Genomic DNA, 11,555 nt, shown 5'->3' with positions numbered 1-11,555 from the left:
AAAGGTTTCACGGCTCGGTTCCTGTGATAGAAACATCAGCGTTTCACTTAGTTGCGACGCTAGGACCGCCGATGACCATTGCCGACACGAACGTTTTCGAGGCTCTCGAATCCAACGTGCGTGGTTATTGCCGTTCCTGGCCGACGGTGTTCGACACCGCCAGCGGCGCCTGGCTCACCGACGAGAACGGCAAGGAGTACCTCGACTTCTTCGCCGGCGCGGGCGCGCTCAACTACGGCCACAACAATCCGCTGCTCAAGCAGGCGCTGATCGACTACCTCCTCGGCGACGGCATCACCCACGCCCTGGACATGTCCACCGTCGCCAAGCGCCGGCTGCTCGAGGCCATGCGAGATCTGGTGCTCGTCCCGCGCGGGCTGGACTACAAGGTCCAGTTCCCCGGCCCGACCGGAGCCAATGCCGTCGAGGCCGCACTCAAGCTGGCGCGCAAGGTCACCGGCCGCACCACCGTCCTGAACTTCACCAACGCCTTCCACGGCATGACGCTGGGTGCACTGTCGGTAACCGGCAATGCCGCCAAGCGCGCCGGCGCGGGCGTCCCGCTGGTGCACGCCTCCCCGATGCCCTACGACGGCTACCTCGATGAGCCCGAGGACTTCTCGTGGATGCGCCGCGCCCTCGACGACAGCTCGTCGGGGCTGGACAAGCCCGCCGCGGTCATCGTCGAGACGGTGCAGGGCGAGGGCGGGATCAATGTGGCCCGCGCCGAATGGCTGCGGCAGCTGTCCGAATTGTGCTCGGCCCGTGGCATTCTGCTCATTGTCGACGACGTGCAGATGGGCTGCGGCCGCACCGGCCCGTTCTTCTCCTTCGAGGTCGCGGGCATCACCCCCGATATCGTCGCGCTCTCGAAGTCGATCGGCGGCTACGGCCTGCCCATGGCGCTGGTGCTCATGCGCCGGGACCTGGACCAGTGGGCGCCCGGTGAGCACAACGGCACCTTCCGTGGTAACAACGCGGCCTTCGTCACCGCCGAGGTCGCGCTGCGCCACTACTGGTCCGACGACCGCCTGCAGCTCGCCACCTTGGCCAAGGGCGCGCGCGTGCACGAGCACCTGGTCGCGCTGACCGAATCCTTCACCGGCATCTCCACCCGCGGTCGCGGCCTGGTGCACGGCCTGGTCTTCGAGGATGCCTCACAGTCCGAGAAGGTCTGCCAGGTCGCCTTCGAGCACGGCCTGCTGGTCGAAACCTCCGGCGCCAACGACGAAGTCGTGAAGCTGCTCCCACCCCTGACCGTCAGCGATGACGAGATCACCCACGGCCTGGGCATTCTCACCCGCGCCGTGGAGATCGTCCGCGACGGCCACTAGACGTCGGCCACCGCCCACACCGGTGCCGACCCGGTGCCGGGTTCCCAGCTGCGGAGGGAACCCGGCACCACCTATTTCGCTATGTCGTGAAGTGTTGCTGGAACCAGGCGAGCAGGGCCGCGTCGTTCTTGGGTGAGTTGCCGGGATACTCGGCTATCGATCCGGTGACCACCACGAACAGGTGCAGATCGTCTAACACCTCGCCCATCCCCCGCGGCCGGTCGAGCCGGTAGGGCCCGAATCGGGATCCGACGGTGAGCGGATGATTCGGACTGCTCATGGTCGTCCTCGGCTCCTCGTCGCAGATTCATTGTGGCAGCCGGGGCAGGGGCAAGCCCAGAATCACGCGGATTTCAACCGGTGACCGGGCGGGGCCGGACCGGCAAGGTCAGGGTGTGGCGGACGAAGGCCCACCGCCGCCACCGTCCCCGTTCCCGTTCGCCCGAGGTGCTGTCGTGTCCGCAATTGCCGTGCAGGCCAGGCCCATTACCGGCCGGCCCCGCCTGCCGAGCGTCTCCGTGCTGGCGCGCTTCGTCGCGCCGGTGCTGCTGGTGGTGGTCTGGCAGATCGCCAGTTCGACCGGTGTGCTGCCCGAGCGGCTGCTCGCCTCCCCGGTGACCGTCGTGCAGACGGCCGTCGACCTGATCAAGGACGGCACGCTCACCAAGGCGGTGTCGGTGTCGCTGCGGCGTGCCGCACTGGGCTTCGCCATCGGCGCGGTGGCCGGCATCGGGCTGGCCCTGCTGGCCGGGCTGAGCCGGGCCGGGGAGTACCTGGTCGACCCGCTGATGCAGATGCTGCGGACGCTGCCGTTCTACGGGCTGATCCCGCTGTTCATCCTGTGGTTCGGGATCGGGGAGCTGCCCAAGATCGTGCTGGTCGCCTTCGGGGTGGCGATTCCCCTGTACCTCAATACCTTCGCGGGCATCCGCGGCGTGGACGGCAAGCTGGCCGAGCTGGCCCGGGTGCAGCGGCTGAGCCGGGCGGGCCTGATCCGGCACATCGTACTGCCGGGCGCGCTGCCGCAGACGCTGGTCGGCCTGCGTCAGTCGCTGGGCGTGGCCTGGCTGGCGCTCATTGTCGCCGAGCAGGTCAATGCCGATGCGGGTCTGGGCTTCATGATCAACGACGCTCGCGAGTTCCTGCGCACCGACGTCATCGTGGTCGGCCTGCTCGTCTACAGCGTGCTCGGGCTGCTCACCGACGCGTTGGTTCGTTCGATCGAGAGGAGAGCGCTGTCATGGCGACGCGGCTTCCTGGCACCCTGACCGATTCGGTGATCGCGGCGACGCTGGCCGAGCTCGAGGAGACGGCGGCGGCCCTGGCCGATTCCCCGGTGGCGCGAATTCGGGGTCTGGTCAAGGACTTCGGCGAACGTCGGGTCCTGCACGGACTGGATCTCGACATCCGCCCCGGTGAGTTCGTGGCCCTGCTCGGGCGCAGCGGCTCCGGCAAATCCACCCTGCTGCGGGCGCTGGCGGGCCTGGACGATGAGACCGGCGGCGAGCTCACCGTATCCGGCGAAGTCGCGGTCGCCTTCCAGGAACCGCGTCTGGTGCCGTGGAAACGCGTGCGCGACAACGTGACTCTCGGTCTGCGCCACGAAAACCGCAGGGCCGCCGCCGCAGCCGCGCTGGCGGAGGTGGGCCTGGCCGAGCGCGGCGCGGCCTGGCCGCTGACCCTCTCCGGCGGTGAGGCGCAGCGGGCCTCGCTGGCCCGCGCCCTGGTCCGCGAGCCGGATCTGCTGCTGCTCGACGAACCCTTCAGCGCCCTGGATGCCCTGACCCGCATCACAATTCACGGCTTGGTGCTGGATCTGTGGGCCCGGCACCGGCCCGGCGTGCTGCTGGTCACCCACGACGTGGACGAGGCGGTGCTGCTCGCCGATCGCGCCCTGGTGCTCGACGGTGGCCGAATCGCCCGCGAGATCCCCATCGACTTGCCGCGCCCGCGCCGGCGCGACCATCCCGAATTCCTGGCCCTGCGTACGGCATTGCTCGCCGAGCTGGGTGTCATCCCGGAAGGAACCACCGAATGAGATCCAAGCGCCTGTTCGCCGCCCTGGTGGTCGCCACGGCCCTGTTCAGTGCGGCGTGCTCGTCCGGCAATGACGACACCAAGGGCGTGAACGCGGACGGATCGGTGGACCTGTCGCAGGTGACCCTGCACATCGGCGATCAGAAAGGTCTTGCGTTGCAAGCCCTGCTGGACGTCTCCGGTGAGGGCAAGGGGCTCCCGTACAAGGTCGAATGGTCCACCTTCACGGCTGGACCGCCGCTGCTCGAGGCCATCAATGCCGGATCCATCGACTTCGGCGGCGTCGGCGACGCCCCGCCGGTGTTCGCGGCGGCGGCCAAGTCGCAGATCAAGATTGTCGGCTCGTACGACTCCGGGGCGGCCGGAAACGGTCTGGTGGTGCCCAAGGATTCGTCGATCAAGGATCCGAAGGACCTGCGCGGCAAGAAGATCGCGGTCACCAAGGGCAGCTCCGCGCACTACCACCTGCTGTCGGTGCTGACCAAGGCCGGGCTCACCTTCTCCGATATCGAGCCGCAGTACCTGCAACCCGCCGACGCGCTCGCGGCGCTGTCCACCGGGCGGGTGGACGCGTGGACGGTCTGGGATCCCTATGTGGCCCAGGCCGAACTGAGCGGTAATCGGGTGCTGGTGGACGGCACCGGCTACGTGAAGCCGGACAGCTTCTTCGTCACGGGCTCGAAGACGTTGCAGAACAAGGCGAATGCGGCCGCGGTGCGGGACCTGCTGGTGCGGATCCAGCGTGCGCACGCGTGGATCACCGGCCATCGCGAGGACTGGGCCAAACAGTCCGCCGCCATCACCGGGGTGCCCTACGACGTCACGCTCCTGGCCGTGAATCGCGCCAACTACCAGGATCACCCGCTCGATGACGCGACGATCGCCGCGGAACAGCAAGTGGCCGACGGTTTCTCCGACGCCAAGCTGATTCCGGGCAAGGTCCGGATCGCCGACTTCATCGACACCCGCTACAACGACCGATTCACCGCTTAGGAGTCCCCGCATGAGCTTGTCGTTCCATTGGTTCCTGCCCACCTCCGGCGACTCCCGCGGGCTGGTGGCCGGCGGGCACGGCACCCCGATGTCGGGTGACCGCCCGGCCTCGCTGCACTACCTGAACCAGATCGCCGCGGCCGCCGAGACCAACGGCTTCGAGGCTGTGCTCACCCCCACCGGTTCCTGGTGCGAGGACGCCTGGCTGACCACCGCCATGCTGGTCGAGACCACCGAGACGCTGAAATTCCTGGTGGCCCTGCGCCCGGGCCTGATGAGCCCCACCCTGGCCGCGCAGATGGCGGGCACCTTCCAGCGGCATTCCGCGGGACGGCTCTTCATCAATGTGGTGACCGGCGGCGAACCGCTGGAGCAGGCGGCCTACGGCGACTTCGCCGACAAGGCGGCCCGGTACGCCCGGACCGGAGAGTTCCTGGACGTGGTGCGGTCGCTGTGGAACTCGCACGAGCCGGTCACGTTCCGCGGCGAGCACATTCACGTCGAGAACGCCTTGCTCAGCAATCGGCCCGATCCGGTGCCGCCGGTGTTCTTCGGCGGTTCCTCGGCGCCGGCGGGACCCATCGCGGCCCGGTACGCCGACACCTACCTCACCTGGGGTGAACCGGTGCTGGCGATCAGCCGCAAGCTCGACTGGATCCGCGGGCTGGCTGTGGACCACGGCCGCAAGCTGGACTACGGCCTGCGCATCCACGTGATCACCCGCGACACCGCCGAGGAGGCGTGGGCGGTGGCCGACAAGCTGTTGGCCGGGATCGACCCGGCCGATATCGAGCGCGTCCAGAACGCCCTGGCCAAGAGCGAATCCGAGGGGCAGCGCCGGATGTCGGAGCTACACAACGGCAGCACCGACCGGCTCGAGATCGCCCCGAACCTGTGGGCGGGCGTGGGCCTGGTGCGCGGCGGAGCGGGCACGGCGCTGGTCGGCTCGCACGAGGAGGTGGCCGAACGCCTCATCGAGTATTCAAAGGCCGGCATCTCCCACTTCGTGCTCTCCGGTTACCCGCACCTGGAGGAGGCCTACTGGTTCGGTGAGGGCGTATTGCCGATCCTGGAGCGAAAGGGCTTGTGGCGGCACCCGATCCGCCGCCCGGCTGTGCCCGCCGCGACCCCGTTCGCCAGCGCGTCCAGCAGCTAGACCCGAAGTAGCCGGGCCCGGGCCGCCGCACCCGAGGGTGCGGCGGCCGGATTGCAGCGGTATCGGGAGGTGTACGAGGCGCTCGGACCCGAGTCCCTGGCGAGCAACCTGCGCATCGTGGACATCTGGGAATCCGTCGCCGCGGCCGACAGACCCGGGTGACTCGTGCCGACCGTGGCTCGGGCGAACAGGCCGGATCGCGGCCTCGATGAACAGGGCTCGGTAGCACCGGAATTCACCCGGTCGTCGTGCGACCGTCGACCGCGTCTGCCACAGTCGACAGGTATGAGCGGTCGGCGGCGTGTTCTGGGACTGTGCGCGGCGGCGGCACTGAGTCTGGGCCTGGTGGCGGGCTGCGGGGGTGCGGACAACGCGACCCCCGCCACCTCGACCGCGGTGCCGCTGGTGTCGACCGGCGATCTGCCGAAGGCGCAACCGGGTGAAGTACACCTGTTCGGGATCAACGACCTGCACGGGAATCTGCAACCGCCGGACGGCGCCAACGGCAAGGTCGGGGCGTACATCGCCGGGGGAGCGGCGTACCTGGCCGCGCATCTGGCGCGGTTGAAGGCGGCCTATCCGGACAGCGCCATCCTGTCGGCCGGAGACAATATCGGGGCCAGCCCACTCGTTTCCTCGCTGTTCCACGACGAGCCGACCATCGACTTCCTGAACTCGGTGGGTGTCGCGGCCTCGGCGGTCGGCAATCACGAATTCGACCACGGCGTAGCCGAATTGCAGCGCCTCCAGCAGGGCGGATGCGCCGCCGACGGCTGCACGCCGGGCGAGCCGTTCACCGGGGCGAAGTTCCCGTATCTGGCCGCCAATGTCACCGACGGCAACGGCCAGCTCCCGCCGGGGCTGAAGGCGTGGACCATGCTCGAGCTGGGCGGCCACAAGATCGGCGTCATCGGCGTCGTCACCACCGACACCGAGCACATCGTCATGCCCGAGGGCATTCGCGGCTACCGCTTCGGCGACGAGACCGATGCCATCGGCAAGTACGTGCCCGAGATGAAGGCCGCGGGCGCGGAAACCGTGGTGGCGCTGCTCCACGACGGCGGCGCCCAGCAAACCCACGGCGGCCCGGTCGATTACAACGGCTGCGCCGGCATCTCACCCGACGTCCAGGCACTGGCCCACCGGACCGATGCCGCGGTGTCGGTGCTGCTCACCGCGCACAGCCATCAGGCCTACAACTGCACACTGGACGGCAAGGTGGTCACCCAGGCCGCCTCCTTCGGCCGCCTCGTCACCGACGTCACCCTGCGCTTCCACGACGGCAAGGTCGAGGCGAAGGCCGTCAACCGGGTCGTCACCCGCGATGTCACGCCCGCGCCCGCCGCCGCCCAGCTGGTGGATTACTTTGCCGGACAGGCGAAACCGCTGGCCGAGCGGGTGATCGGCACGGCCACCGCGCCGGTGCCCGCCGAGCCCGCTCCGGCCGGGGATTCCCCGCTCGGCGACGTCATCGCCGACGCCATGCTCGATGCCATGACCACCGTGCAGGCCGTGGCGGCCTTCATGAATCCGGGCGGGGTGCGCGCGGGGCTGACCGGCGGCGACATCACCTACGAGCAGGCCTACACGGTGCAGCCCTTCGGCAATCAGGTGGTGGCGGTGGCGCTGACCGGACAGCAGATCCTGAATCTGCTGGAGCAGCAATGGGACAACGTGAGCAAGCCCGGCGTACTGTCGGTCGCGGGCATCACCTACACCTATTCCGACGCCGCGCCCAAGGGGCACAAGGTGGTCGACGGCAGCGTCCGGGTGGCCGGGCAGCCGCTGAATCCCGCAGCGGTCTACCGGGTTTCGACCAATAACTTCCTGGCCGCCGGGGGCGACGGCTTCACCGTGTTCCAGCAGAGCCGCGAAACCCTGGTCGGCCCCATCGATCTCGACGCCCTGGAGACCTACCTGCGCGGCCGCGGGGCGGTCACACCGCCCGCGAGCCGCATCGAGAAGCACTAGCGCCGGAACTCCTCGACCGGAGCCGGATCCGCCTGGTAGTAGGCGGCGGCGAACTCCCGGACCAGGTCGTCGGCGGGTTGCGGGTCGAAGCGGAACGCTCCCCGCCAGACCCGGCGTACCCACTGCACCCGGGGATCATCGAACCGATCCCGGTATCGGAACTCCGTGGGGGATCTTCCCGGCCGGTGCGGTGTCCAGCGCCGCGGGAGCCTTGGCCGCCATGGTCGAAGCCCAGGTCTCTCACGTCTCAGGGCTTCCGGCCGGGGTGGAGTGCTATTGGCCCATCACGTATTTCACGGTCGGCCCGGCGGTCCAGCCGCCGTCCACCGCGAGTTCCGCACCGGTGACGTAGGAGGACGCGTCCGAGAGCAGGAAGACGATGGCGGAGGCGATCTCATCGGCCTCGCCGACCCGGGCCATCGGGGTATTGGGATAGCCGCCCTCGCCCAGCTGGATGCCGACCGGTGCGGTCATCGGGGTGTAGGTCATGCCCGGGTGCACGGAGTTCACTCGAATCCGGTCGATGCCGTTCTCGATGGCGGCGACCTTGGACATGCCGCGAACCGCCCACTTGGACGCGCCGTAGCTGCCGGTCAGCGCCAGGCCCATGAGCCCGGCGGCGGAGGAGATATTGACGATCGAGCCGCCGCCCGCCTGCTTGAGCGCGGGGATGAAGGTGCGCATACCCAGGAAGACGCCGACCAGATTGATGTCGATGACCTTGCGGAAGTGCTCGACCGATTCATCGGCCAGGAGCTCCCCGGTCGAGATGCCGGCATTGTTCACCAGGCCGTGCACGCTGCCGCCGAAGGCGTCGCGGGCCGCGGCCAGCGCGGTGGCCCAGTCGAGTTCGGAGGTGACGTCGAGGTGCTGATAGGCGACCCGCGAGCCCAACTGGGCAGCCAGCGCCTTGCCCTCGTCGTCGAGCACGTCGGCGATCACGACATTCGCGCCGGCCTCGACCGCCTGCCTGGCGGCCGCGGCGCCGATGCCCCGGGCCGCGCCGGTGATGAGAATCGTCTTGCCGCTCAGATCGTGCATGGGAGGCTCCTTCCAGCGGAACCGGCGCGCAGGCGTGGTGACCCGTTCGCCGGCCACACAGTTGGTTTGCTGAATAGTGTCCGATGCGGGCCGAATCGGCTCGGCGGCGCACCCTAATCCATATTGTTGATATGTCAACTACTTCAATCCGGGTGGCGGTGCGGGTATTCCCGTAGGGTGCGGGCGTGAACCGCGCGCCCATCGGCACCGTCGACGAACTCATGACTCTGCTGGCCGGCTGCGCGGACGTCTGGGACATGCCTGACCGCAGTGGCGATCCGGTCGACATCCTCGACCACGACCGGCAGTGCGCAGAGCTCCTGCGCCGGGATTTTCCCGGCGACGAGGAACTCCAGGTGGCCGGGCTGGTGCACGATATCGGGCACGTGCTGGTGCCCGGCGACGACGCGGGACACGGGGTCCACGGCGGGGACGCGGTCCGGGCCCTGCTCGGCGCGCGGGTCGCGCGTCTGGTCGAACTGCACGTCGTGGCCAAGCGGTATCTGGCGGCCACGGATTCGGTACACGCCGAGGCGCTTTCGCCGTCGAGCCGGCGCACCCTGGTGGCGCAGGGCGGGCCCATGACGCCCGCGGAGACCACGGCCTTCGAGCGCGATCCCGATTTCGCCGCGGCCCTCGCGCTGCGGCGCGCCGACGACGCGGGCAAGGTGGTCGGCCTGACCGTCCATCCCCTCGAGATCTGGCGGCCGGTGGTCGAGCGGGTGGCCGCCGCCCGCTGACCGCGAGTCGCCGGACCGGGCCGGGCGGTCTGCATAGACTCGCTCCGTGCCGTTGTCCCCACGCGTTCCCGATCTGGCCGCCCTCGATCTGCTGTTGTCGGTGATCGAGCTGGGCAGCCTCGGGCGGGCGGCCAAGGCGCACGGCATCAGTCAGCCCTCCGCCAGCTCGCGCATCCGCTATCTCGAGCAGTTGGTGGGCGTGCCGGTGCTGGAGCGGACTACGCTCGGCTCGCGGCCGACGGCGGCGGGCTCGCTCATCGTCGAATGGGCGCGCGATGTGGTGGACGCGGCCGCGCGGCTGGATGCCGGGATCGACAGCCTGCGCGCGCAACGAGATTCGCGGCTGCGGGTGGCGGCCAGCCAGACCGTCGCGGAGTACCTGTTCCCGAAATGGCTGGTGGGCCTGCGCGCGCGGATGCCGGACACCTCCATCGCCCTGGAATCGGGCAATTCGGCCGAGGTTGCCAAGGCGGTGCTCGAGGGCCGGGCTGGCATCGGGTTCGTGGAGAGCCCGCGCCTGCCGACCGAACTGGAAAGCCATGTGGTGGGCCGGGATCGGCTGGTCGTGGTGGTAGCGCCCGGTCACCCCTGGGCCCGCCGGGCCGAGATCGACGCGGCCGAGCTGGCGCGCAGCCCGCTCATCTATCGCGAGCCCGGATCGGGCACCCGGAACTCCTTCGAGCGCGCCATGACCGCCGGAATGCCGGGCTGGGAGCCGAATGTCGCGCTGGAGCTGTCCTCGACCACGGCGATCAAGACCGCCGTCGCCGACGGCATCGCGCCGGCCGTGCTGAGTTCCCTGGCGGTGGCCACCGAACTGGCCGAGGGCATCCTGATGTCGCCCATGGTGACCGGCCTGGATCTGGAGCGGCAGCTGCGTGCGGTATGGCCGATCGGACAGAAGCCGACCGGTCCGGCGCGTGATTTGTATGCCATTGCGTGCCGCCCACTCTGAGTCGCCCGCGGGAGTTTTCGTGGCGTCCACGGGAGTTTTCGCATCATTCCGGGGAGTTTCGTCCGGAGTGTTGACAGAGTGACGCCCATCACCATAGTCTTCCGGCGCGGGCCCACCGAATTTCCAAAGGGCCGAGGCTGCCTGCATATTTCTCTCGCCAATACAATGGCTTCGCTGAATTCGCAGCCCGAAGACACAAGTGCGCCAACGCCTCCCCGCGGGCGTTATCAAAGGGTTATGGTCACGGCATGGTGCGAACCGCCGCCGCAGCAGCAGACCCGGATGAGCCAGACATTCCGGGCACTGCTTCGCGGCCAAAGCTAGAGGTAGTTCCGGAATCGCCTGACCCCGAAGCGCCACAGCCCCTCTCCCTCGGCGCACACGTCCTGAGCGCGGCCGATATCGAGCGACTTCCGTCCTCGGCCCGTCACCGCATCGCGGCCTTCATCCACCTGCAGGTGGCAACCCTGGAGGAGTGGCCCGAGCCGGTCCTGCCCCCCATTCCCGATCTCGACGGTCTCTGACGGGATCGCTCCGCCTGCATGGTCGGCGACCATGAACACCGTGTGGCGGTGCATCCCGGGTATTCCCCGAACCAGATTTGTCCAAACCTGTTCGGTGATAACCGATTTCATTCGGCACACTGCTGAGCTTCATCGAAAACGGCCGCAGCCCGAGCGCAGCGGTGATGATGCGCAGGGGCTGCGGCCGCAAGTCGTGGCGGATCAGCCGCCGATGGACTGGAAGATTTTGACGCCCACCAGGATCACGGCGACGAGCAGGTAACCGCGCAGGGCGAACATTCCCACCGTGCGTGCGGCGGAGAACGCTGGCCGCTCGAGGGTGTCGAGCGCGGGGGTGCGCCAGGTGTCGCGGTCGGCCTCCATGATGGCCTTGCGCTCAGCCTTGGTGAGCGGGGTGGCGTCCAGCTCCTCCACCTGGTCCGGATCCAGTCCGCCGAGCTCGGCCGCGGTCCGCTCGGCATTGCGGCGACGACCGCGCTGCCAGGCGATGAGCATGCCCGCCCCGCCGAGGACACCGACCAGAGCGCCCACGCCGAAGCCGATTTCGAGGGTCAGCGTGGACAAGTCGGGGAAGAAGGTGGCCGCGGTCAGCGCCAGCGACAGCAGCACCAGCGACCAGACGATGACGCCCGCGACGATGTTCTGCCGCACCGTGTTCACCCACGGTCCGAGGACGGCCTTGTCGTTGCAGAGCAGCACCAGGAACACCGTGGCCGAGGGCAGCAGCACACCCGCCAGCGCCTGTACGCCCTGGGTCAGCAGGCCGAGCACGTGATCGGGGCTGAAGGACACCGCGGCGGCGAC

Annotated in this window: 12 protein-coding genes and 1 pseudogene; 9 read left to right on the top strand and 4 right to left on the bottom strand. The window is 68.9% G+C overall.

Features of this window, described 5'->3' with window-relative positions; translation table 11 throughout:
* The first annotated feature begins 71 nt into the window (after nt 1-71).
* On the top strand, nt 72-1,334 hold the full coding sequence (gene ectB / locus ABZ909_RS36910) for a diaminobutyrate--2-oxoglutarate transaminase (protein WP_357009565.1): 1,263 nt from the start codon (nt 72-74) through the stop codon (nt 1,332-1,334).
* 79 nt (nt 1,335-1,413) lie between these two features.
* Here the strand turns inward: ectB and ABZ909_RS36905 are convergent, their stop codons facing one another.
* Nucleotides 1,414-1,614: a hypothetical protein gene (locus tag ABZ909_RS36905; protein WP_357009563.1), complete on the bottom strand. Its 201-nt coding sequence runs from the start codon at nt 1,612-1,614 to the stop codon at nt 1,414-1,416.
* Nucleotides 1,615-1,789: 175 nt separating this feature from the next.
* Between ABZ909_RS36905 and ABZ909_RS36900 the strand changes: the two genes are divergently transcribed.
* From ABZ909_RS36900 to ABZ909_RS36880, 5 genes are all read left to right on the top strand, one after another.
* The gene (locus ABZ909_RS36900; protein WP_357009561.1) at nt 1,790-2,602 is read left to right on the top strand and encodes an ABC transporter permease; all 813 of its coding nucleotides are present in this window, start codon (nt 1,790-1,792) and stop codon (nt 2,600-2,602) included.
* Nucleotides 2,575-3,372: an ABC transporter ATP-binding protein gene (locus ABZ909_RS36895; RefSeq protein ID WP_357009559.1), complete on the top strand. Its 798-nt coding sequence runs from the start codon at nt 2,575-2,577 to the stop codon at nt 3,370-3,372. The genes ABZ909_RS36900 and ABZ909_RS36895 overlap by 28 nt, the downstream gene beginning before the upstream one ends.
* Nucleotides 3,369-4,364 (top strand): ABC transporter substrate-binding protein, encoded by a 996-nt coding sequence (locus ABZ909_RS36890; protein ID WP_357009557.1) that lies wholly within the window; start codon nt 3,369-3,371, stop codon nt 4,362-4,364. The genes ABZ909_RS36895 and ABZ909_RS36890 overlap by 4 nt, the downstream gene beginning before the upstream one ends.
* A gap of 10 nt (nt 4,365-4,374) precedes the next feature.
* Nucleotides 4,375-5,520: an LLM class flavin-dependent oxidoreductase gene (locus ABZ909_RS36885; RefSeq protein WP_357009555.1), complete on the top strand. Its 1,146-nt coding sequence runs from the start codon at nt 4,375-4,377 to the stop codon at nt 5,518-5,520.
* A 285-nt stretch (nt 5,521-5,805) separates the two neighbouring features.
* Complete coding sequence (locus ABZ909_RS36880) at nt 5,806-7,491, top strand: bifunctional UDP-sugar hydrolase/5'-nucleotidase (RefSeq protein WP_357009553.1); 1,686 nt, start codon at nt 5,806-5,808, stop codon at nt 7,489-7,491.
* Here the strand turns inward: ABZ909_RS36880 and ABZ909_RS36875 are convergent.
* Complete coding sequence (locus tag ABZ909_RS36875; protein WP_357009550.1) at nt 7,488-7,619, bottom strand: hypothetical protein; 132 nt, start codon at nt 7,617-7,619, stop codon at nt 7,488-7,490. The two genes, ABZ909_RS36880 and ABZ909_RS36875, sit on opposite strands and share 4 nt — an antisense overlap.
* A 145-nt stretch (nt 7,620-7,764) precedes the next feature.
* On the bottom strand, nt 7,765-8,532 hold the full coding sequence (locus ABZ909_RS36870; RefSeq protein ID WP_357009547.1) for an SDR family oxidoreductase: 768 nt from the start codon (nt 8,530-8,532) through the stop codon (nt 7,765-7,767).
* A 185-nt stretch (nt 8,533-8,717) separates the two neighbouring features.
* On the opposite strand from ABZ909_RS36870, the gene ABZ909_RS36865 reads away from it, so the two are divergent.
* The 3 genes from ABZ909_RS36865 to ABZ909_RS36855 all read left to right on the top strand — a co-directional run bounded on the left by ABZ909_RS36865 (nt 8,718) and on the right by ABZ909_RS36855 (nt 10,751).
* Nucleotides 8,718-9,272: an inositol oxygenase family protein gene (locus ABZ909_RS36865; RefSeq protein WP_357009544.1), complete on the top strand. Its 555-nt coding sequence runs from the start codon at nt 8,718-8,720 to the stop codon at nt 9,270-9,272.
* 46 nt (nt 9,273-9,318) lie between these two features.
* Complete coding sequence (locus ABZ909_RS36860; protein WP_357009541.1) at nt 9,319-10,227, top strand: LysR family transcriptional regulator; 909 nt, start codon at nt 9,319-9,321, stop codon at nt 10,225-10,227.
* Between the two features lie 248 nt (nt 10,228-10,475).
* On the top strand, nt 10,476-10,751 hold the full coding sequence (locus ABZ909_RS36855) for a hypothetical protein (RefSeq protein ID WP_357009537.1): 276 nt from the start codon (nt 10,476-10,478) through the stop codon (nt 10,749-10,751).
* A 201-nt stretch (nt 10,752-10,952) separates the two neighbouring features.
* Here the strand turns inward: ABZ909_RS36855 and ABZ909_RS36850 are convergent.
* Nucleotides 10,953-11,555, bottom strand: a pseudogene (locus ABZ909_RS36850) (manganese transporter); the annotation flags it as partial.

The sequence above is a fragment of the Nocardia sp. NPDC046763 genome (assembly GCF_040645495.1).
Taxonomy (GTDB): Bacteria; Actinomycetota; Actinomycetes; order Mycobacteriales; family Mycobacteriaceae; genus Nocardia.
This window is presented reverse-complemented; position numbering and strand designations above follow the sequence as displayed.

Bases quoted from the DNA above. Each gene is read 5' to 3' on its own strand.
- ectB (WP_357009565.1), top strand. From the start codon at position 72: ATGACCATTGCCGACACGAACGTTTTCGAGGCTCTCGAATCCAACGTG.
- ABZ909_RS36905 (WP_357009563.1), bottom strand. From the start codon at position 1,614: ATGAGCAGTCCGAATCATCCGCTCACCGTCGGATCCCGATTCGGGCCC.
- ABZ909_RS36895 (WP_357009559.1), top strand. From the start codon at position 2,575: ATGGCGACGCGGCTTCCTGGCACCCTGACCGATTCGGTGATCGCGGCG.
- ABZ909_RS36890 (WP_357009557.1), top strand. From the start codon at position 3,369: ATGAGATCCAAGCGCCTGTTCGCCGCCCTGGTGGTCGCCACGGCCCTG.
- ABZ909_RS36885 (WP_357009555.1), top strand. From the start codon at position 4,375: ATGAGCTTGTCGTTCCATTGGTTCCTGCCCACCTCCGGCGACTCCCGC.
- ABZ909_RS36880 (WP_357009553.1), top strand. From the start codon at position 5,806: ATGAGCGGTCGGCGGCGTGTTCTGGGACTGTGCGCGGCGGCGGCACTG.
- ABZ909_RS36870 (WP_357009547.1), bottom strand. From the start codon at position 8,532: ATGCACGATCTGAGCGGCAAGACGATTCTCATCACCGGCGCGGCCCGG.
- ABZ909_RS36855 (WP_357009537.1), top strand. From the start codon at position 10,476: ATGGTGCGAACCGCCGCCGCAGCAGCAGACCCGGATGAGCCAGACATT.